This window comes from Natrarchaeobius versutus (assembly GCF_041205745.1).
In the GTDB taxonomy this organism is placed as follows: domain Archaea; phylum Halobacteriota; class Halobacteria; order Halobacteriales; family Natrialbaceae; genus Natrarchaeobius; species Natrarchaeobius versutus.
This window is the reverse complement of the sequence record NZ_JBGFCC010000005.1, coordinates 161,578-181,820: the sequence shown is the minus strand read 5'-3', so window position 1 is coordinate 181,820 and position 20,243 is coordinate 161,578. Positions and strand designations below refer to the sequence as shown.

Genomic DNA, 20,243 nt, shown 5'->3' with positions numbered 1-20,243 from the left:
CCCGTCTCACTGGCGGACACGATTCCAAAAACGACCGACCTTCGACGAACGGACCGATCGCCATTCGGCGACGCCCGACATCGACTTCACCGGAGGATCCGTGAGTGTTCAACTGGTCGTCGATTTCACGACGGGCCGGTGCCACCGATCGCTGCCGTCGTCGTACGCTCGAACAGCGTCCGTGAACGTCATCCGGCCCAGCCTACTACCGGCGCGTTCGAACCGTTCAGAGCTCTCCCGTCTCGTACTCGGTATCCAAGTACGCTTGCGTGACCAGAATGTTGTGATAGTGGCGCTTGTAATCGATCTCGACGGCGTCAGTCCAACCGTGTGGCAAATCGACGACACCCGTCTCGTCCCAGTCCGTTTCGAGCCACGCCCGCTCGAGGCCCTCTTTGATGTCCGGATGGAGATCGGCGACCAATCCCCAGTTGCCGCCGACGAACGGCTCGCTCGCCCAGACGATCTTGAAATCGTCCCACTCGAGTTCGTCGGTGTGTTCGATCGTATTTTCCATACACGTACTACACACCGGCCCGGCTTCGTAGTCCCCGAAACCGATCCCTCGGACGGACTGATCGTGTCCGCCCGAAAACTCGATCTCGTAATCTTCGCCGGCTGTGACGCCGAAAAAGTCGTCGAAGAACGCCGATGGCGCCTGGTGGCCGGAGTTGGATCCCGGATCCGCGTGGGCGATGTTCCTCCCCGCGAAATCCTCGACTGACTGGATGTCGTTCATATCTGCGCGGGTGAGAGCGTACAACCGATACCCGAAGTCGTCACCACTGATCCTGGTGGCGACCGGGACGTAATCCGCGAGATTGGCGGCCCACGGGACCGATCCCGCAGGAACAGCGCCAGCGTGTGCCTGTCTTGCCCGCAGGGCTTCAACCGTTGCTGCGTACGAACTGACAGTCATAAACTCGATTTCTTTTCCGGTTTCGGCTTCCATTCGCTCTCTCAACGGTTCCATATCGTCGTCGTAGGTGGGTGCTCTCGTTTCGTCCGGATTATCGACGAACGTGATCACGTCGGGATCCAACCACTCCGCAGGGTCGTCGGGCGTTTCCGTCACCGGGTCACCGTTCGCCGGTTCGTCGACGTCCAGCTCCCACATCGCCTCGAGGTCGTCGAGTGTCCCTCTGTGGAATCCGGACTCGTCGACGACTCTGCCGAGGTAGTTGTTGTCATTCCACGCAGGGTCGACGGAATCGAACTCGTCGGAGAGCATCGGATCGTCGATTTCGCCAATCTCTCCTCTCCCGAGCCCAGCCCCGGCCTCGGAAGATTCCGCTTGTGAGTCACTCTCATATAGTTCCGTGCCACCAGTACCGTCCGATTCTGTACAGCCGGCGACTGTGATCGCCGTCGCGGCGCCCGTCAGGAGGAACGCTCGTCGCGATCGATTCGAGTCTGACCGAGGTTCGTGAGGCATCATCGAAATACCCGCAATTCGAGCTAATGAAGCCTGCTATTGGGTATATTGTGCAGAACGCATCGAATGGGGAGTCACACAATCACCGTCGTTTTGCGCACACTCGCTCTTGACCCTACCGACCGGCACGTATCTGTCCGGGTTCGACTGTGTCCGCTGTACCGGTCCAGTCCTCCACGTAGCTCCAAACGACGTCCGAATCGGTCGATCCTCGTCAATCTCTGTCCAGGTCGGCGGTCTCGTGATTCACCGGCGCTTACCACCGAACCGGTCCGTCGGACGTCGGCGCCTCGAGATAGGAGGACTGCCCCTGTCGGATCCGTCCCACCGGAGAAGGCTCGACACGACTACTGGCCGTTCTGTCGGATACGTTTCGCTATACGCCGCTACGTAGCCGTACGTCCAGAACATATAAACGGCTTATCAGTCCGTCTTCGAACACGTTCTCGAACGATTCGTGACCGCCACTCCACCCGCGTCAATGTATTCCGTCCCGTTCGATCACCGGCGCATCGACCTCGAGTCGTACGACGACGTCTACGTCGTCGGCGACGTCCACGGCTGTCTCGACGCGCTCGAGCAGTTGCTCGAGACGCTCGACCTCGGCGAGAACGACCTCGCGATCTTCGTCGGTGACCTCGTCCGCAAAGGCCCCGAGAGCGTCGCCGTTCTCGAGCGCGTTCGACGATCGCCGACGCTGTGTTCGGTCCGTGGCAACAACGAACAGAAACTCCTCGAGGGCGAAGCCGGGCTGTCGGAGTTCGGGTCGGCCGAGTACCGGTACGTCGAGTCGCTCCCGCTCGCGATTTCGTGGGACGGTGGGCTCGTCGTCCACGGCGGCGTCGATCCGAGCCGGCCGCTCACGTCGCACTCGGGTCGGGACGTGCTGACGATGCGCTCTCCGAACGGAGACGGCTACGACGGCCCGTTCTGGTTCGACGCATACGAGGGGCCGCCGCGGGTGTTTTTCGGTCACACAGTCCTCGAGGAACCACTCGAGTGTGAGTGGGCTGTCGGTCTCGATACCGGCTGTGTTTACGGCGGGTATCTGACCGCCTACGACGTCCGCCGCGAACGGTTTGTCACCGTTTCGACGACGGAACATACGAGCCGATCCGACGACAAATTCGTCCCCGTGGAGGGGCGCTAGCGGGGGTCGAAATCGATGGGCAGCGACAGTCAATCCGACGAGGATGGCTCGGACAACGATGAATCGGATCGATCGGGGGATGCCGCCAGCGCTGGGAGTGATCGATTCGACGATGAATCGACCAGCGACGACGGTGGAGTCGAGCGAGCGAACGGATGCCGCGTGACGGACGGACGCGAATTAGCGGACGAGACCGCGCCGGTCACCGGAGCGAAACGCGACGTTCAGGCCGAGTCTTCGGACGAGAACGAACCCGTTCCATCGGACGAGCCGACCGATTCGATCGCGTTTCGCTTCGATGCTTCCGGCGGCGAAGACGCCACCACGTCGCCCACGACCGAGGACGCGCCAACCGAAGCGAAGGCGGTGACTCCCGAGAGCGAGGTCGATCTCTCGGCACCCGAGTACTACCTCAATCGCGAACTGAGCGAACTCGCCTTTCAGCGTCGGGTGCTCCACGAGGTGACCGACGAATCGAACCCCCTGCTCGAGCGAGTGAAGTTCCTCGCGATTCTCACCCGTAATCTCGACGAGTTCTTCCGCAAGCGGGTCGGCGGGTTGAAACAACAGATCGCCGCCGGAGTGACGGACGCAACGCCGGATGGTCGAACACCGGCGGAGCAGTGGGAGGAGGTCCTGACTGAGGCGCGCTCGCTGTTCGACCGACAGAGTGCGTGTTACCGCGAGGAGATCCGACCAGCGCTCGCCGACGCGGGGATCGAACTCGTCGAGTACGACGACCTCTCGTCGGACGAACGAACTGACGTTCGCGACCACTTCGAGAGCTCTGTCCTGCCGACGCTCACCCCGCTGACGTTCGATCCGGCGCATCCGTTCCCGTTCATCTCGAATCAGAGCCTCTCACTCGCCGTCCTCACGCGGGAGCGTCCCGACGCGGAGTACACGTTCTCTCGGGTGAAGATCCCGCGCAACCAGGTTCGGTTCGTCGAAATCGACGACGACGCCCGGTACGTTCTCCTCGAGGACGTGGTGCGTGAGAACCTCGATCTGTTGTTTCCCGACGTCGAAGTGGTCGACACCGCCCTCTTTCGCGTGACCCGCAACGCCGAGGTCCGGCGCAACGAGGAGGTCGCCGAGGATCTCATCGAGATGATCGAGGAAGTTCTGGAAGAGCGACGGTTCGCCACGGCGGTGCGACTCGAGATCGAACCCGAGGCGCCCGGGGCGATCCTCGACATCCTCACGGACGAACTCGACCTCGGCGACCGGGAGGTGTTCCGGCTCGCGGGGCCGCTCGATTATCGGGATTTCGACGAACTGGTCGACCTCGAGCGCGACGACCTGCGCCTTTCCGACTGGACGCCACAGCCACACCCCCGACTGGGTGGGCGCGAGGACGGGCGGAGCGTCTTCGACGTCGTCTCGGAGGGAGACGTACTCGTCCACCACCCGTATCACTCCTTCGAGGGGACCGTCCAGCGGTTTCTCGAGGAGGCGGCGAACGATCCGGACGTACTGGCGATCAAGGCGGCGATCTACCGGACCGCGAGCGACTCGCAGGTGATCGAGAGCCTGATCGAAGCCGCCCGGAACGGCAAGCAGGTCGCGGTGATGGTCGAACTCAAAGCTCGCTTCGACGAGAAGAACAACCTCGAGTGGGCAAAGAAACTCGAGGAGGAGGGGATCCACGTCGCCTACGGAACGATCGGTTACAAGACCCACACGAAGACGTCACTTGTCGTTCGTAGGGGGGACGACGGCGTGTGGCTGTACTCTCACGTCGGTACCGGCAACTACCACTCCGAGACCGCAAAACGGTACGAGGACCTCGGTCTGCTGACCGCGGATCGGGACGTCGGCCAGGACCTCGTCAGGCTGTTCAACTACTTTACGGGTCACTCGATGCACCGCGAGTACCGCAAACTGCTCATCGCGCCGGGTAACATGCGCGAACGGTTTGTCGACCTCGTGCGCGAGGAGGCTGAGCGCGCCCGAAACGGCGAAGACGCACGCATCGTCGCCAAGATGAATCGCTTGGAGGATCCGGCGATCATCCGCGAACTCTACCGGGCGTCGATGGCCGGCGTCGACGTCGATCTGATTGTCCGCGACATCTGTCGACTCCGGCCCGGACTCGAGGCGGTCAGCGAAACGATCGACGTCTACAGCGTCGTCGGTCGGTTCCTCGAGCACTCCCGCGTGTTCTACTTCCGAGCGGGTGGCGAGGAGCGGTACTTCATCGGTTCGGCCGACTGGATGTCGCGAAACCTCGACAACCGCGTCGAGGCCGTCGCGCCGATCGAGGATCCACGGCTGTGCGAGACGCTCGAGGGAATCCTCGAAACCTTGCTCCGCGATACGGCGAACAGGTGGCGGATGTGCTCGGACGGCACCTACGAACGGTGTCGTCCCGCGAGCGACGGCGCGGAGTACGACGCCCACGAGACGTTCATGCACGCGGCCCGTGATCGGCGTTCCCGACGCCGGGACTGGCTCGGAGAGGAGTGACCGTCTCCGGTGGTTCGTTCTCGTCGTCGTTTCCAGAACTCTCGTCGTCGCTCCCGACCCGATTGTCCGTGGGCGATCGAAACCCCGGCAGAGTCCGTCGATCGGAAACGCAAACGCTCGAGAAGCGGGGCCAGTCGACGACGGTACTGTGCGTGACGTTCGCACAACGTCGACTGTGTTCGCTATTGTGGTGTTTCCACCACGACGTATCACTACTAGCAGGGTTATTCAGGACACGCGTCGAGTAGCCACTGATGGCGGAGAATTGGGACGAGTCGAGTGAGTCAAGTCGCGACGAGCGGTCGCCCGCTCCGTCGGTGACGGCGAGACCGGGGCGACGGGAAGTACTCTCGAGTGTCGGTCTCGTCGTTTCGGTCCCGATCGCCGGCTGTCTCGCGGGCGCTCCGGCGGAGCGATCCGACACCGAGACGGAGTCCGCGATCGACTCGAGGGCCGCCTCGAACAGCGGCGGGGACGACACGTCCGAACGCTCCGGCGGATCACAGTCCCGTTCGGCCGCTCTCTCCGAGATGGCCACAGAGCGGACGGTCGAAATTGTCCGCGAGGACGACGTTCGATTCGATCCTCAGCTCGTCTGGCTGAAACCGGGCGGGCGCGTCACGTGGATCAACCGCGACGACCGCGGCCGACACGACGTCGTCCCGATCGGCCGACGAACACCGGTCGGCGCCACGAACTGGCGGAGCGCCGCTCTCGAGGAGGGTGAACGATTCGAGCGGGCATTCGACCGTGAGGGGGTCTACGATTACCTCTGTACGCGCCACGAGGAGTTCCTGTTCGGCCGGCTCGTCGTCGGGCGTCCGGATCCGGCGGACGAACCCGCGCTGACCGCGCCCGACGACTATCCCGACCGGGTACGGGTCGCCCTCGGCGACCTGAACGAACGGACCCGATCGCTGCTCGTCGCGGCATCCGACGATTGCGGCTGTCCGGGCTGATCGGTTACGACAGCTCCGCTGAACCCGGCCGTTTCGTTCGCCGCCGATCATCCCACCCTCGAGACCTTCTCGTTCGCTCGCGGCCGGGACCCCGGCGTCGACGGGTTCTGCCTCGACGTTACCGATTTCCTCTCTCGAGACGAGTCGCCGGTCCGTTCGGACGTGAGTGCGTACCGGTTGCAGTCTTCGGAGAGATACGTGTGCCTATGGAACGGAACGTACTGGCCCGGCCCAGTTCGTATCAATATTATAAACAGTGTTGTTCGAACCGCATCGACTCCACGAACGAGGATGGAAAACCAATCAGCATCGACGAGTACCCGACGACGGTTTCTGGCAACCAGCGGCGTACTCGGTGTGGGTGTTGCGGCCGGCTGTCTGGACGACGAAAACGGCGACGCGAGCGGCGGAAACGGTGGTAACGGCAACGGTGGCGACGATTCCGGTGGGGAAGCGTCGGGTGCGACCGCGGGATCGGTCGAGGAGACGACCGAAATCGACTGGATTCTCAACCCGGCGGAAGCCGACGTCGACGTCGAGGCCCAGTACCAGCCATTTTTCGAGTACATCGAGTCCGAAGTCGACGTCGCGATCGAGACGACGCGAGCGGCCAGCTACACGGCGACGATTCAGGAACTTCGCCGGGGATCCGGCGAACTCGCCGACACCTCGCCGTCGGCGGCCGTGGCGGCTCGCGAGATCGCCGACGTGATCGGGATGCGCGTCGCCTTCGGCTCCGCGCAGTACTTCTCGCTCATCACGACCACGCCCGACAGCGACATCGAGGAACTCGCGGACCTCGAGGGCGAGGAGATCGCGATGGGTGATACGATGTCGGTGTCGGGGACGCTCGTCCCGATGACGGTGCTCAGCCGCGCGGGGCTCGATACCGGAACCGCGCCAGACGGCGATCCGGTCGATTTCACCCCGCGGTACTCCGATCACTCGACCGCCCGGGATCAACTGATCGAGAACCCGTCGATCGCGGCGGCGACCACCGGCGCGTTCTCGACGGCACCCCACGTTCCCCAGGAACAGTTCGACGAACACTCCCCCGAGTTCGTCGAAATCTCCTCCGAGTACGACGGCGCCGGCTCCGAGGAGCCGGAACTCCAGTTGCTCGCGGTCTCCGATCCCATCCCGCGGGCGCCGCTTATGGCCCGTGCCGACTGGAACGACCCGATCCGCGAGGAGATCGAGGAGGCGATCTTGAGCGTCGAACCCGAAGACCTCGCACACGGGGATAGTTACGACGGCGAGGAACTGTGGTTCGACGGCGTCGAACCCGGCACTCACGAGGATTACGAACCGATCGAGGACGTCCTCGAGGAACTCGGCCTCGAGTTCGAGGACATCTCCTGATCGAACCGTTTTTTCACATGAGCAGGCTCATAGCTGACGGATTGACGAAGGAGTTTGGCGACACCGTCGCACTCGAGGACGTCTCGTTCGAGATACCCGGCGGCGAGTTCGTCGTCGTCCTCGGCGTCTCCGGATCGGGCAAGTCGACGCTGTTGCGGTGTCTGAACGGGCTGACGGAGCCTACCAGCGGAGCGGTTCGCCTCGACGGTCAGTCCGTGACCGAACCCCGCGAGGACGTCGCGATGATCTTCCAGCAACACAACATCATCGACAACATGAGCGCGTTCTCGAACGCGCTCACCGGCGCCTTACACCGGAGTCGGTACGTCGAGAGTCTCCTCCAGCTTCACGCTTCCGAGGAGAAGTACCGAGCGCTCGACGCACTCGACACGGTCGGCTTACTCGAGGAGGCCCAGCAGAAGGCCCGTCGGATGAGCGGCGGCCAGCAACAGCGCGTCGGCATCGCCCGTGCGCTGGTCCAGCGCCCGAACGTCTTGCTGGCGGACGAGCCGGTCGCGAGCCTGGATCCCGGAAGCGCACAGCAGGTAATGCGCTATCTGCAGGAGGCGGCGACCGAACGCGATCTGACGGCGCTCATCAGCCTCCATCAGGTCAATCTCGCACGCAAGTTCGGCCAGCGGTTCATCGGCCTCCGGGACGGACGGAAGGTGTTCGACGGCTACCGCGAGGAGTTCACGATGGACGTCATCGACGAGATTTACGGCGACGTCGACACCGACGGAATGTTCGCTCGGACGGACGGCGATGGCGGGGCCGACGAGGGGAGAACCCGCCCCTCGAACGATCGGAGCGCCACCGGCGAGAGAACGCCCGCCGTCGGCGCGTCGGAGGGGGCGGACCCGTGAGCGACGAACACCGAACCGATCGCGGCGGCTGGCCGGAACGCGTCGTCGATCAGTACGACCGAATCCGCGCCGCGCGCCGCCGTCGAGCCGTCGGGGTGGTGATGCTCGTCGGCGTCGTCGGCTTCCTGTTCGTACAGGCACTTTCCGCCGTCGGTATGTTCGGCGAGGAGTACAACCTCTCGTTTTTCGCCGAGTCGTTACGGGATTTCTTCCCGATCACGCTGTACTTCGGCGTCATCCCGTTTCTGGACGTCGCACAGTACTGGGCGTTCATCTCCGAACGACAGCTGTTGTTCGATCCCGACGTCGGCCGTCTGCTCCTCACCGACCCGGTCGCGTTCTTCGTCGACGAACTGGGGATGTTCTCGGTGTTCGGACAGGCCGGGATCACCCTCGCGATGGGGCTCGCGGGGACGATACTCGGCTTTCCGCTCGCATTATTGTTCGGCATCCTCGGCTCCGAGCGCGTGACGCCGTTCCCGCTCAACTTCGTCTTCCGCGGGACGATGTCGGCGATCCGCTCGATTCCGGCGCTCGTCTGGGCGTTGATATTGATCCCCTTGGCAGGGCTCGGTCCCGCCGCCGCGACGCTCGCGATCGCGATCGACACGATCGGCAACCTCGGCCGGCTCTTTACTGACGAACTCGAGGAGATTTCCGACGGGCCGATCGAGGCGATGGAGACGACGGGCGCGAACCGCCCGCAGACGATCACGTTCGGCATGTTGAGCCAGGTGACGACGCCCTACATCGCCTGGACGCTCTACATCTTCGAGATCAACGTCCGGATCGCGGTCTCGCTCGGCGTCATCGGCGCCGGCGGCCTCGGCCAGATCCTCGACGTCCAGCAGGGGTTGTTCCAGTTCACCAACGCGATGGCGACGCTGCTCTGTATCTTCCTGTTGATCATCTCGGTCGAACTGTTCAGCCAGCGGACGCGAGCACGGCTCCGGGCGGACGAGGAGCCGATGGGGCTTCGAGAGCTGATCGTCGGGTTGCCACGACGGCTCGTCGAGTCGCTCTCGAAGTGATCTCTGGTGATCGACTCGAACCACCGTTCCGAACTCGAGGGGAGCCCACCTCGACAAGGACGTTGCCAGTGCAGGTTGCGCTTCTTCGTGCACCGTCGACGTACGCCTGGGTGACATGAGCGACCTTCCGCCCGTGACGTCGGTCAAACGGTGGCTCGTCACGACGAACCACAAGGACATCGGGGTGTTGTACCTCGTGACGGCGATGTTCACGTTTTTACTCGCCGGCGTCCTCGCGCTTCTCTTCCGAACGCAACTGTGGGTTCCAGGTGGAACGGGACTACTCACGGGCGATACGTACAACCAGTCGGTGTCCGCACACGGGTTGCTCATGATCTTCTGGTTCATCTCGCCGCTCGGACTCGCGCTGGCGAACTACCTCGTTCCGTTGCAGATCGGTGCGAAAGACCTCGCGTTCCCGCGGATGAACGCGCTGAGCTACTGGCTGTACCTCTTTTCGCTTTTGCTGGTCGTCTTCTCGTTCTTCCAGGGCGGGACCTACGCGGGCGGTTGGACGATGTACGCACCGCTTAACGTGCCGATGTACACCCCGGCGATGGAAGCGACGACCGGCGGCACCGCGACGGTGCTCGCGTTGATCCTGTTCGTCGCCTCCGTGACGGTCGGTTCCGTGAACTTTCTCGTGACGATCCACCGCCACCGGGCGGAGGGGATGGGGCTGTGGAATATGCCGCTTTTCACCTGGTCGATCCTGCTGACGATCTGGATGATGCTGTTCGCGTTCGCGACCTTGCTCGCCGCGTTGTTGATGTTGGGATCGGATCGAGTTCTCCTCACCCAGTACTTTTCGACCGATCAGGGCTCGAGTCTGCTGTGGGCGCACCTGTTCTGGTTCTTCGGTCATCCGGAGGTGTATATCGTCTTCTTCCCCGCGTTGGGGATCATGTTCGAGACGTTCCAGACGTTTACTGGTCGACGGCTGGTCGGGCGCAAGTGGGTCATCATCTCGATGGTGCTGGTCGCCATCCAGTCGTTTCTCGTCTGGATGCACCACATGTTCCTGACGACGATCAACTTGGAGATCAAGACGCTGATGATGGCGACGACGATCGGGATCTCGTTACCCTTCGACCTGATGGTCTTCGCGCTGATCTACACGATGGTCAAAGGTCGGGTGCGGTTTACGACGCCGTTTCTATTTAATCTCGGCGCGCTCGTGTTGTTCATCCTCGGCGGCATCACCGGGGTGTTCCTCGGTGCGGTCGTTCTGGATTACGAGTTCCGTGGCACCTACTGGGTCGTTGCCCACTTTCACTACGTGATGGCCGCCGGCGTGACCGCGTTGGTCGGCGGAATCTACTACTGGTGGCCGAAGATCACCGGCAAGATGTATTCGGAGGCGCTCGGAAAGCTTCACTTCGCCGTCTATTTCGTCGGCTTCAACCTGCTTTACTTCCCGCAGTTTCTCGCCTGGGAGACGCCGCGACGCGTCTTTCACTTCAACCCCGAGTTGACGGTCTACCATCAGGCTTCGACCGTCGGCGCGTTCGTCTTCGGCGCGTCGTTTCTGATCATGTTCTACGCGCTCGGAAAGAGCCTCCTCGCGGGCCCGACCGCTCCCGACAACCCGTGGGAGTACTCGCGGACGGCCGAGTGGGCGACCAGATCACCGCCGCCGCTCGAGAACTGGACCGGCCGACCCAGTTACGAAACGGGACGCCTCGAGTTCGTCGACGAACGAGCCGGCGTTCCGGACGGCGGGACGACCGGGGCCGAACCAGCGAGCGCCGTCGACACAGAACACGCGGATCACGCGAGCATCTGGCCGCTCGGGATCGCGTTCGGGCTGTTCGTCTTCTTGCTCGGGCTCTCGGGGATCACTCCGTACGTCGAACAGTTCGCGGCGGCCCGCGGACACGACATCGTCGGCTCGCCCGATCCCTCGATCGTCTACCCCGTGCTCACGGTCGTCGGTTTCGCGATCTTCGCGGCGACGGCCATCCAGTTCGGCAGGGAGCAGTTCACCGTCCCCGAACTCGCGATCGCCGAGCGCTGGCCCTTCGACGGCGTCGACGACACGAAGATGGGCGTCTGGGTGTTTCTCGCCTCCGACGTCGTCCTCTTCGGTGCGGTGATCGGCTCGTACGTCTTCTTGCGTCTCCACGCCGGCTGGGGTGACTGGACGACCGTCCCCTTCGCCGCCTGGCCGGGTCTGCTCAACACGTACGTCCTGATCACCTCGAGTTTCACGGTCGTCCTCGCGTTGGTGTTTGCAGAACGCCGGAACAAGCGCGGACTGATCGGTGCCCTCGGCGCGACGCTCGCACTCGGGTTCGTGTTCATGAGCGTCAAAGCGTTCGAGTACAACGTCAAGTTCCAGCAAGGCGAGTACTGGTGGACCGGCATCGAATACTCCATCTACTACGTGACGACCGGGCTCCACGCCTTACACGTGATCATCGGCATGAGTATCGCCGTGTTCATGCTCGTCCGAATCGTCCGCGTCGACGCCTACCTCGAGGATCACCGACCCGTCGAGTTCTTCGGGCTCTATTGGCACTTCGTCGACATCGTCTGGGTGATCCTCTTCCCGCTGTTCTACCTGATGTAGCGTCGCTCGACTCTCGGTTTTCTCCGTGATCGCTTCGTATCCTCCCGTCGACCGATCGCTACTCGCGGGTTATCGGACCGGTTTCGCCGCCCCGACCGAGGGTGAGCCGACGATCAGCGGCGGTTCCGAGAGCAGCGGCGAGTCCTCGAGTGCGTCTTCGGTGATGCCGAGGAGCGTCCGCCGAAACGTCGGCCCCGCTTCGGCCAGCTCGTAGGCCTCCGATCGACCTGCCTCGCCCGCGACCGAAACCAGCCAGACCGACGTCCCGTCCTCGTCGATTTCGAGGAGACAGTACGCCTGCGGATACGACGCGAGCGCGGGGGCGATGAGCTGTCTCGTCTCGCCGTGACGGACCACCGCCGGGAGGTGGTGGTGTCCGGAGAGCACCAGCCCAACGTCGTGTTTCTCGAGGACCGACCGGAGCCGCTCCCGTCGACGCATGGTGAACGTCCGCCAGGGTTGGCTCTGGCACAGCGGGTCGTTCACGATCGGCATCGGGTTGTGATGACAGCAGACGATCGGGGCCGTCGTCCCCTCGAGTTCCTCGTCGAGCCACTCGATCTGGTCGCTCGAGACGAGCCCTCGGTGTGTGTCCGTGTACGCGCCGTCGGGTCCCGACGCGCTGTTCAGTACGAAGAGGTCGATTTCGTCCATCTCGTAGCGCCCCGGCAACGACCCAGAGGCGTACCGATCGGCGAACGCAGACGGCGACGGACAGTCGTGTTCGTCCTGGCGTTTCTGGAGGTCGTGATTGCCGGGGGTCGCCACGAACGGCCGCTCGAGTTCCTCGAGCAAAACGTCGACGCGGTCGTAGTTCCACGGCTCTCCGTCTTTCGTGAGATCGCCGGGAAACACGACGAGGTCGACGTCCCGTTCGTTACAGTCGTCGATCGCGGTCCGGAGGCGCTGTTCGGTGCGGTGGAACACCCGGTAGGTCTCCCGTGATCGGGTCGCGACGTGTGGATCGCCGAGAACCGCGAGTCTGGTCCGACGGTCGGCCCGCGGCCGGGCAAACTGGGCGAGCAACAATCGATCGCCGACGGCGGAAAGGCCACACTCAGTAGCGTCCATCGTCACCCGTCTCGAGTCTTCGTCCTCGGTTGCGACCGGCTGTTCGAACGGGCCGGAGCCGTTCCGGGTACAACTCCCAACTACGTCCCATGTCGAATGCTATTGCTCTCGGGAAGAACTAGGTTTATATTGGGGCTCCGTGTGGATCGATAGATCCTCCCCGCTGGTGGATCGTCTCCGGGTAACAATGGAGCAGTCGGATCCGCTACTGGCGACAACGGTGCGGTCGGATCCGCTACGGGCGACAACGGTGCGGTCGGATCCGCTACGGGCGACAATGGAGCGGGTACTTCGCCTCCGGAGGTCTCCGTGTCGCTCTCGAGTCGGTGACGTCGGTGGTGTGTGACCGTGATCTTCGCTCATTCCGTCTGCTTTCGAAGGTGTCACGAGGGGAGATTGTGACCGGTCACACGTCACGATGGAGAGGCGGCTAACCGATCATCTCACGATGGCGAGGCGACGGTCGACCTGTGATCGGGTGCGTTCGATTCGATCGCCAAGTTCCGCGATCGATCCGAGAACGGGGTGTGGGCTCGAGCGCTCGTCGTACAGATACCGCTCGAACGTCCCGATTTCCGCGATTGTTAATCCGCGCCGCCGTCGGATCTGTCGCTGACGTTTCGCGGCGAGTTCGTCACACCGGCTCCGTAGCTCGTCCAGTCGTTCCCTGGTGAGCCTGAGCGCGTTGAACTCGAGGCGGTCGATCGGCTGTGCGCGGACGGCGTTCAGTTCGTCGGCGACGTCTTCGACCTCCCGTTCGATCTCGCCGATCGCCGTCGACTCGGTGTCGATGGCGTCGAGGATACGCTCGCGGCTCTCGATCGCTTGCTCGGCCGCCTCGAGGAGCGAACGCTTCAACTGAGCGTGTAACGACGTGTGTTGGGCGACAGCGACCGCGAGTTCGGGACCCAGCTCTTCGGCCATACTCTCGAGTGGCGTCTCGTCGTACTCGTCGCCGTAGTGTGGGCTGTCCATAACCGTCTCCGTGTACGCGTTCCGGACCGTCTGAAGACCGCTCGCTCGCGTTCCACACTGTAACGGTTGCCGACCGGCTATCTGGGGCTGGCTCGCCTCGAGTTCGTCGAGGCGCCTGTGAAACCGCTCGAACGCCCGTTTTTCGTCGGCCAGCACCCGCCGCTCCCGCCGGGCCGTCTTTCTCGCCTCCTCGAGTACCGTCGTCGTTGGGGTAGCGCTGGACACGCGTAGACGCTCCTCACCGCGTGACGTTGAACGTGTATAATAGCCGACTATACGACTACGTTCGCCCACGAGCCGAAGGGAGAACTATAGCGATCCACGACCGGTCGACGTCGTTTCCCGACTCCGGCCACCTCTCGGGGATTTTATCCACCCGGCAGTTCCCGACGACTACGAAACGACTAGAACCACTCGAGAGGTCTCAATAGCCCAACTAGCAGTGGCTTTGTAGGTCGGGGAACAGTTCCTGATACGGTATCATCGACCCCGATTCCACATGAGTGATCCAGCAAGCGGCTACGACGACCGAAGCGTTCGGGAGCGACTGGAGACTGCGGCGGAGTACTCCCGATCGTCGATCGATCTCGAGGCGATCGTCGTCCGGTACGAGAGCCGTCCCGACCGGTGTACGGTCGTCCCACAGGAGTGTCCAGAGGAGAAGCGGTTGACCACCTGGCTGTCGGCCGATCTGGGATCGTTCGTCGAACTCGACGAGGTTCGCTAGCGGACACGACACGTGGCGAGAGACGCTCCCCCTGAAAATCCGAAATCGGTCCGCGAGATACCGACCGGTCGACGGTCCGTGATCGTCAATTAGAACTCTTCGGTCGGCGGTGCGATCCCCTCGTCCTCGTCGCTCGCGAGGTCGAACTCCTCGCGGACCTCCCGGATGCGGTCTCTGATGTCGGCCGCGAGTTCGAACTCGAGGTTGCTCGCGGCTTCCTCCATGCGCTCTTCTAAGTCGGCGACGTAGCGGGCGGCCTCCTCTTCGTCCGCGAGCTCTCGCCCGGAGACGCTCGAGGTGTCGGTCTTCGAACCGGGGAGGTTCGTCTCGCCGACTTCTTTCTCGATCGTCGTCGGCTCGTAGCCGTGTTCTTCGTTGTACTCCCGCTGGATCCGGCGACGGCGTTGAGTTTCCTCGATCGCCGACTCCATCGCGCTCGAGGGGTCGTCGGCGTACAGCACCACCTCGCCGTTGACGTTGCGGGCGGCTCGGCCCATCGTCTGGACGAGCGTCGTCTCGCTTCGCAGAAAGCCCTCCTGGTCGGCGTCGAGGATGGCGACCAGCGAGACCTCGGGGATGTCGAGTCCCTCCCGCAGGAGGTTGATGCCGACGAGGACGTCGATCTCGCCTAATCGGAGCGAGCGGATGATCTCGTGGCGCTCTAACGTGTCGGTCTCGTCGTGCATGTACTCGACGTCGACGCCCGACTCTTCGAGATACTCGGTGAGATCCTCTGCCATCCGCTTCGTGAGCGTCGTGACGAGGGTGCGCTCGTCGCGGTCGATCCGCCCGTCGATCCGCTCGAGCAGGTCGTCGATCTGGCCGGTCGCCGGCGAGACCTCGACCGCGGGGTCGACGAGGTGAGTCGGGCGGACGATCTGTTCGACGATCCGTCCGGACTCCTCGCGCTCGTAGTCGCTCGGGGTCGCGGAGACGTACAGTAACTGGTTGGTCTTCTCCTCGAACTCCTCGAAGGTGAGCGGGCGGTTGTCGTAGGCCGTCGGCAGGCGAAAGCCGTTCTCGACCAGCGAGTCCTTGCGGGACTTGTCGCCGGCGTACTGGCCGCGAACCTGCGGGAGGGTGACGTGGGATTCGTCGACGACGGTCAGGAAGTCCTCGGGGAAGTAATCGAGCAAGGTGTAGGGAGCTTCGCCCGACTCGCGATCCGAGAGATACAGCGAGTAGTTCTCGATCCCCGAACAGTAACCGGTCTCGGCCATCATCTCGAGGTCGAACGTCGTCCGCTCCTCGATGCGCTGGCCGGCGATCAGATCGCCCGCCCGCTCGAAGTACGAGATCCGAGAGTCGAGGTCGTCACGGATCTCCTCCATCGCGCGCTCGAGTTTCGACTCGGGGATCGAGTAGTGTTCGGCGGGGTGGACGAGCACGGCTCGCTGTTCGCCCTTGGCCTTCCCCTCGAGCGGATCGACTTTGATCATGCGGTCGATCTCATCGCCCCAGAGTTCGACGCGGACGGCGTAGCGGCCGTACATCGGGAAGATCTCGATCGTGTCGCCCCGGACCCGGAACGTCCCCTGGGTGAAGTCGACGTCGTTGCGCTCGTAGTTAAGATCGACCAGCCGTTTCAACAGGTCGTCGCGGCCGACCTCCTCGCCGACCTCGAGGCGCATCGACATGTCGACGTAGTTTCGCGGGTCACCCAGGCCGTAGATCGCCGAAACGGAGGCGACGACGATGACGTCCTCGCGCGTGAGCAGGGAGCGCGTCGCGGAGTGGCGCAGGCGGTCGATTTCGTCGTTGATCGAGGCGTCCTTGTCGATGTAGGTGTCGGTCTGTTCGACGTAGGCCTCGGGCTGGTAGTAGTCGTAGTAGGAGACGAAGTACTCGACGGCGTTGTCGGGAAACAGCGACCGGAACTCCTCGTATAGCTGGGCGGCGAGCGTCTTGTTGTGTGCGATTACGAGCGTCGGCTTCTGGACCTCCTCGATGACCCACGAGACGGTGTTGGTCTTTCCCGAGCCGGTGACGCCGAGAAGCGTCTGTTCGGGGAGTCCCGACCGAAAGCCGTCGGCGAGTTTCTCGATCGCTTGTGGCTGATCGCCGGCCGGGTCGAACGGCGCATCGACCTCGAACGGGTGGTCGACGTCGGGGCGATCCGGTTGGAGTGGGCCTCGTGTGTCACTCATTATCGGTGACAGGGGTTCGAGCCACTTTACCCGCTCGCATCGGATCGCGGTTCGTCGCCGGGTGCCGATCGAGGTCGCGCTCTCGCCGGAACTGACGGTCGATTAACCGCCTCATACGGTTTACTGTCAATCATTTTTGGCACAACCACGACCCGGACGGTGGTTGTGCCGGTACATCGTTACAGCGATCCGTATCAGTCGTCCGCGCCGAATTCGCCGTCGACCGTGGGGAGGACGGTGAACGAACGGTCCTCGAACTCTTCGGGTGGCTCGAGGTAGCCGATCGCGTACGCGGTGTAGGCCGTCTGGAGGTCGAGGTCGACCTCGAAGGAGTCGACGACGGTCTCGGGATCTCCAGCGGGTGTGATCGACAGCTCGTAGCTCCCTGCAGGGACCGCGAGGTAGTTGGTCGACTCCTCGAAGGCGAGATTCTCGAAGATGGCCTCCCCGTCGGCGAGGACGTCGACCGCCGGCGCGTCGGGCGAGAAGTGTGCGACCCGAACCAGGGCCGATCCGGCGTCGACGAGGATCTCCGGGCGGAACGTCTCCGCGCCGAGTTCCCCGATCGCGGCGACGGTGTAGAACGCGCTTTCGAACTCGACCTCGCCGTCGAAGACGACCGCCTGCGGATCGCCCGCTGCGGTGATCGTGACCGTGTACTCGCCCGGTGCGACCTCGAGGTACGGCGATACGTCGGCATACGCGAACTCCGAAAGCACCTGATCACCGTCGATATAGACGTCGACCGCCGGCGCGTCCGGTGCGAAGTGAGCGACGCGGACCGCGGCCTCCGGAACCGCCGGGTCGTCCGGGTCGTCAGGTGTGTCGTCCGCGTGTTTGTCCCCCTTCTTCGTTCGCTCGTCGTCGTCGTGTTCACCCACCGCGAGTACGGTCCCGCTGGCGACGGTGAGCCCACCGGTGGCGCCGACTGCCTTCAGTGCCGAACGTCGTGATACTGGCATGATGCACTCGAGTGAGAGGATCGCTTCGGGAAATAGGTCGTAGTTAGTAACGATGGATTTCGAAGATTACCCTGGCGCGCTAGGGGCTGTACGGAGGCTGTATCGCCCGCAATCAGTCCGTACACGTGAGTACGTTCTCTCGACTGTGATCGCCCGCGACGGAGTGGAACTGGTCGCATACTCTCTATCCACGGTCCGACCAACGCCTCGCGGGCGGAATCGCCTCGAGCGCGGGTGGGGTGAGCCCGATAGCAGGTGTGTGGGCCGTCAACACAGATCCACGACGGCTTCGAACAATTGATCGGCGGTGGGACGGCCGGCGACAGTAATCCTCTGGTTCCGGCCAGAGTTCGATCGAGAACGGAGAAGCCGCCTGCTCCGGTTGGTGCTATCGTAGCGACTGACTTTCAGCGTCTACTAGAGCCGAGCACTCGTCGAGATTCCCGTGCGGCCTGTGATAATCGACTACATAACAGATTTTCGGTGTACGTCGGTAACAATCATTTTCTTGAACCGGATCAGTTGAGTCGTCAACACTGCGTAAACTGTCGATTTGAAGGTGAGCTGTGCATTCGATTCACGACTCCTTCTCTGTGATTCGATGCAGTCGATTGGTTTGATGTGTCCTCGTCTCGATTTTCGTGATCAATGGTAGCGTTTGTTACCATCACGAACGAACCACAGACAAGATCATATAAAACCACATATGTGTGTACGAATTTGTCACTTTTGGGAGATCCAATAGCACGAACGCCGACCCGCTGTATCGACCTCACATCGCAGAATTCGTTCGGAAATACTCGAGCGGGTGACAAGTGAAATTACACTCATACATACGTAAACAGAGCCGTACGTAACTGGTACCGAACGGGACTGGCACATCGCCGCGAGGGATTCCAACGTGTTCGTATTGTTGAAGAACGATCGTTCAGCATCGTCGAACGTGTGTTACGTATGCTGAATGTTGAGTTCGATGACGTTCGCGATTCCGAGAACCGTCTCCGGCAGTTCGGTCTCGAACCGTTCGCTTTTCATTCGGTGGGTTGGCCCCGCCACGCTGATCGACCCGATCACCGAGTCCGTTCCGTCCAGAATCGGTGCGGCGATACTTCGCAATCCGCTCAGTCGTTCTTCGTCGTCGTAGGCGATCCGCCGTTCGCGGACGATTTCGAGTTCCTCTTCGAGCTCCGCTCGATCAGTGATCGTGTTGTGGTTGACCGGGGTGAGCCCGTGATGGTCGATGATTTCCTCGCGGCGTTGTTCGGGGAGAAACGCGAGGATAGCTTTTCCCAGCGCCGTGCAGTGGATCGGAACCCGGTCGCCGATGCAGGTGTCGATCCGAGCGGCTTCCGACCCCCGACTGCGGTAGACGAAGACGCCGCGCCCGTGCTCTTCGGTCATCAACGCCGAGATCTCCCCCGTCTTCTCGGCGAGGTGGTCGACTTCGGTTCGGCCGACCTCGTACAGGTCGTGTTGATTGCGCGCCGTCTCGCTGATTTGGAGGAACTTCAAACTCGTCCGATACTCCCCGTCTTCACGGACGACGTACTCCGCCCGCTCGAGGGTGTGTAAGTGGTTGTGGACGGTGCTTTTCGGAAGCCCGACGTGTCTCGCCAGGTCGGAGACTCCCGCGCCGTCGAGGTCGTTCAGCGCCTCCACGATGCCGAACGCTCGATCGACCGCCTGTATCCCGGTCGAGTCGGATGTTGTCATACCACAGTACAGGCACTCGAGAACCATAAGTGTTCAGTATCGTGGGACGAAACATCTGCTACCAATCTCTCGGCCATCGACGCGCTTCCGGCGTCAGTGGTATTGCTCCCTACTTCTCCTCGAGAAGTGGACGATCGTCACCCAATATCCGATTTACTCCCCTCGAATCGTGGATTTTCGAACATTCCCGGACCGTTACCCTTTCAGCATCGTGGGACGCTATCCGTCTTCGAGTTCCGCGAGGTCGTCAAGGGTGTCGACGTCGGCGTGGATCCCCGGGTCCTCGACGGGAAGTCGTCGAACCGTAACGGTTTCGAACAGCGCTCGTCCGCCGGTATCACCGGTGAGATCCACCAGGTCGTCGAAACAGTCTGCATCGAATAGGACCGGGTTCCCGCGTCGGTCGTCGTACACCGGAACGACGGCGTCCGCTTCGCTCTCGCGATGGGCTTCGACGATCCGTCGAACCGTTCGCGGATCGACGCAGGGCATGTCACCGGGGAGAAAGAGGACCGCGTCGGCGTCTCGATCTCGCGCCGCGTTCGCGCCCGCGCGGACGGACGTGCTCTGTCCGCGCTCGTACTCCGGGTTGTGAATCGTCTCGTCGACGACGCTCGAGACGGCCTCGCCGACGTCGTCGGCCTCGTGGCCGACGACCGCGATCACGCGATCGACGTCCGCGGGAAACGAACGAGCGCCACGAACCACGACCGGCTCGTCCTCGACCGTCGCGAGTAGCTTGTTTCCGCCCTCGAATCGCGTTCCGAGGCCGGCCGCGAGCACGACGCCGACGAGTTCCGTCAT

15 protein-coding genes are annotated in these 20,243 nt (G+C 62.8%); 8 read left to right on the top strand and 7 right to left on the bottom strand.

All coding sequences use genetic code 11. The features are described 5' to 3' along the window. Positions 1–226 precede the first annotated feature (226 nt). Complete coding sequence (gene phnD / locus AB7C87_RS12935; RefSeq protein WP_369729889.1) at positions 227–1,231, bottom strand: phosphate/phosphite/phosphonate ABC transporter substrate-binding protein; 1,005 nt, start codon at positions 1,229–1,231, stop codon at positions 227–229. A 685-nt stretch (positions 1,232–1,916) separates the two neighbouring features. Here phnD and AB7C87_RS12930 point away from each other — a divergent pair. From AB7C87_RS12930 to AB7C87_RS12900, 7 genes are all read left to right on the top strand, one after another. Further along, positions 1,917–2,585 carry a metallophosphoesterase family protein gene (locus AB7C87_RS12930; protein WP_369729888.1) on the top strand — a complete coding sequence of 223 codons (669 nt, stop codon included), beginning with the start codon at positions 1,917–1,919 and terminating at the stop codon, positions 2,583–2,585. A gap of 15 nt (positions 2,586–2,600) precedes the next feature. After that, a complete protein-coding gene (gene ppk1, locus AB7C87_RS12925; RefSeq protein ID WP_369729887.1) occupies positions 2,601–5,054 on the top strand; it encodes a polyphosphate kinase 1 in 2,454 nt (817 codons plus the stop codon). A 254-nt stretch (positions 5,055–5,308) separates the two neighbouring features. Then, the gene (locus AB7C87_RS12920) at positions 5,309–6,013 is read left to right on the top strand and encodes a cupredoxin domain-containing protein (protein WP_369729886.1); all 705 of its coding nucleotides are present in this window, start codon (positions 5,309–5,311) and stop codon (positions 6,011–6,013) included. Positions 6,014–6,304: 291 nt separating this feature from the next. After that, on the top strand, positions 6,305–7,375 hold the full coding sequence (locus AB7C87_RS12915) for a PhnD/SsuA/transferrin family substrate-binding protein (protein ID WP_369729885.1): 1,071 nt from the start codon (positions 6,305–6,307) through the stop codon (positions 7,373–7,375). Positions 7,376–7,392: 17 nt separating this feature from the next. Then, positions 7,393–8,241, top strand: a complete 849-nt coding sequence (phnC, locus tag AB7C87_RS12910; protein WP_369729884.1) for a phosphonate ABC transporter ATP-binding protein — start codon at positions 7,393–7,395, stop codon at positions 8,239–8,241. Beyond that, positions 8,238–9,272 (top strand): phosphonate ABC transporter, permease protein PhnE, encoded by a 1,035-nt coding sequence (phnE, locus tag AB7C87_RS12905; protein ID WP_369729883.1) that lies wholly within the window; start codon positions 8,238–8,240, stop codon positions 9,270–9,272. The genes phnC and phnE overlap by 4 nt, the downstream gene beginning before the upstream one ends. Before the next feature lie 115 nt (positions 9,273–9,387). Then, a complete protein-coding gene (locus AB7C87_RS12900; protein WP_369729882.1) occupies positions 9,388–11,844 on the top strand; it encodes a cbb3-type cytochrome c oxidase subunit I in 2,457 nt (818 codons plus the stop codon). A 69-nt stretch (positions 11,845–11,913) separates the two neighbouring features. Here the strand turns inward: AB7C87_RS12900 and AB7C87_RS12895 are convergent, their stop codons facing one another. Both AB7C87_RS12895 and AB7C87_RS12890 read right to left on the bottom strand, forming a co-directional pair. After that, positions 11,914–12,915, bottom strand: a complete 1,002-nt coding sequence (locus tag AB7C87_RS12895; RefSeq protein ID WP_369729881.1) for a metallophosphoesterase family protein — start codon at positions 12,913–12,915, stop codon at positions 11,914–11,916. Between the two features lie 438 nt (positions 12,916–13,353). Next, positions 13,354–14,115, bottom strand: coding sequence for a DUF7260 family protein (locus AB7C87_RS12890; protein WP_369729880.1), 762 nt, complete (start codon positions 14,113–14,115; stop codon positions 13,354–13,356). A gap of 274 nt (positions 14,116–14,389) precedes the next feature. On the opposite strand from AB7C87_RS12890, the gene AB7C87_RS12885 reads away from it, so the two are divergent. Next, the gene (locus tag AB7C87_RS12885; RefSeq protein ID WP_160046193.1) at positions 14,390–14,617 is read left to right on the top strand and encodes a DUF7511 domain-containing protein; all 228 of its coding nucleotides are present in this window, start codon (positions 14,390–14,392) and stop codon (positions 14,615–14,617) included. A gap of 89 nt (positions 14,618–14,706) precedes the next feature. On the opposite strand, the gene uvrB is transcribed toward AB7C87_RS12885, so the two are convergent. The 4 genes from uvrB to AB7C87_RS12865 all read right to left on the bottom strand — a co-directional run bounded on the left by uvrB (position 14,707) and on the right by AB7C87_RS12865 (position 20,243). Further along, entirely contained in the window at positions 14,707–16,764 is a 2,058-nt protein-coding gene (uvrB, locus tag AB7C87_RS12880; protein ID WP_369729879.1) for an excinuclease ABC subunit UvrB, read from the bottom strand. A gap of 194 nt (positions 16,765–16,958) precedes the next feature. Beyond that, positions 16,959–17,726, bottom strand: coding sequence for a DUF4397 domain-containing protein (locus AB7C87_RS12875; protein ID WP_369729878.1), 768 nt, complete (start codon positions 17,724–17,726; stop codon positions 16,959–16,961). Positions 17,727–18,674: 948 nt separating this feature from the next. Next, positions 18,675–19,439 (bottom strand): IclR family transcriptional regulator, encoded by a 765-nt coding sequence (locus AB7C87_RS12870; RefSeq protein ID WP_369729877.1) that lies wholly within the window; start codon positions 19,437–19,439, stop codon positions 18,675–18,677. A gap of 219 nt (positions 19,440–19,658) precedes the next feature. Beyond that, positions 19,659–20,243 carry a nucleotidyltransferase family protein gene (locus AB7C87_RS12865; RefSeq protein ID WP_369729876.1) on the bottom strand — a complete coding sequence of 195 codons (585 nt, stop codon included), beginning with the start codon at positions 20,241–20,243 and terminating at the stop codon, positions 19,659–19,661.

Excerpts from the sequence above, each read along its gene's own strand:
- ppk1 (WP_369729887.1), top strand. The coding sequence starts at position 2,601 with ATGGGCAGCGACAGTCAATCCGACGAGGATGGCTCGGACAACGATGAA.
- phnD (WP_369729889.1), bottom strand. The coding sequence starts at position 1,231 with ATGCTCTCCGACGAGTTCGATTCCGTCGACCCTGCGTGGAATGACAAC.
- AB7C87_RS12870 (WP_369729877.1), bottom strand. The coding sequence starts at position 19,439 with ATGACAACATCCGACTCGACCGGGATACAGGCGGTCGATCGAGCGTTC.
- AB7C87_RS12885 (WP_160046193.1), top strand. The coding sequence starts at position 14,390 with ATGAGTGATCCAGCAAGCGGCTACGACGACCGAAGCGTTCGGGAGCGA.
- phnC (WP_369729884.1), top strand. The coding sequence starts at position 7,393 with ATGAGCAGGCTCATAGCTGACGGATTGACGAAGGAGTTTGGCGACACC.
- AB7C87_RS12915 (WP_369729885.1), top strand. The coding sequence starts at position 6,305 with ATGGAAAACCAATCAGCATCGACGAGTACCCGACGACGGTTTCTGGCA.
- AB7C87_RS12930 (WP_369729888.1), top strand. The coding sequence starts at position 1,917 with ATGTATTCCGTCCCGTTCGATCACCGGCGCATCGACCTCGAGTCGTAC.
- AB7C87_RS12900 (WP_369729882.1), top strand. The coding sequence starts at position 9,388 with ATGAGCGACCTTCCGCCCGTGACGTCGGTCAAACGGTGGCTCGTCACG.
- AB7C87_RS12920 (WP_369729886.1), top strand. The coding sequence starts at position 5,309 with ATGGCGGAGAATTGGGACGAGTCGAGTGAGTCAAGTCGCGACGAGCGG.
- AB7C87_RS12895 (WP_369729881.1), bottom strand. The coding sequence starts at position 12,915 with ATGGACGCTACTGAGTGTGGCCTTTCCGCCGTCGGCGATCGATTGTTG.
- AB7C87_RS12875 (WP_369729878.1), bottom strand. The coding sequence starts at position 17,726 with ATGCCAGTATCACGACGTTCGGCACTGAAGGCAGTCGGCGCCACCGGT.
- AB7C87_RS12865 (WP_369729876.1), bottom strand. The coding sequence starts at position 20,243 with ATGACGGAACTCGTCGGCGTCGTGCTCGCGGCCGGCCTCGGAACGCGA.
- uvrB (WP_369729879.1), bottom strand. The coding sequence starts at position 16,764 with ATGAGTGACACACGAGGCCCACTCCAACCGGATCGCCCCGACGTCGAC.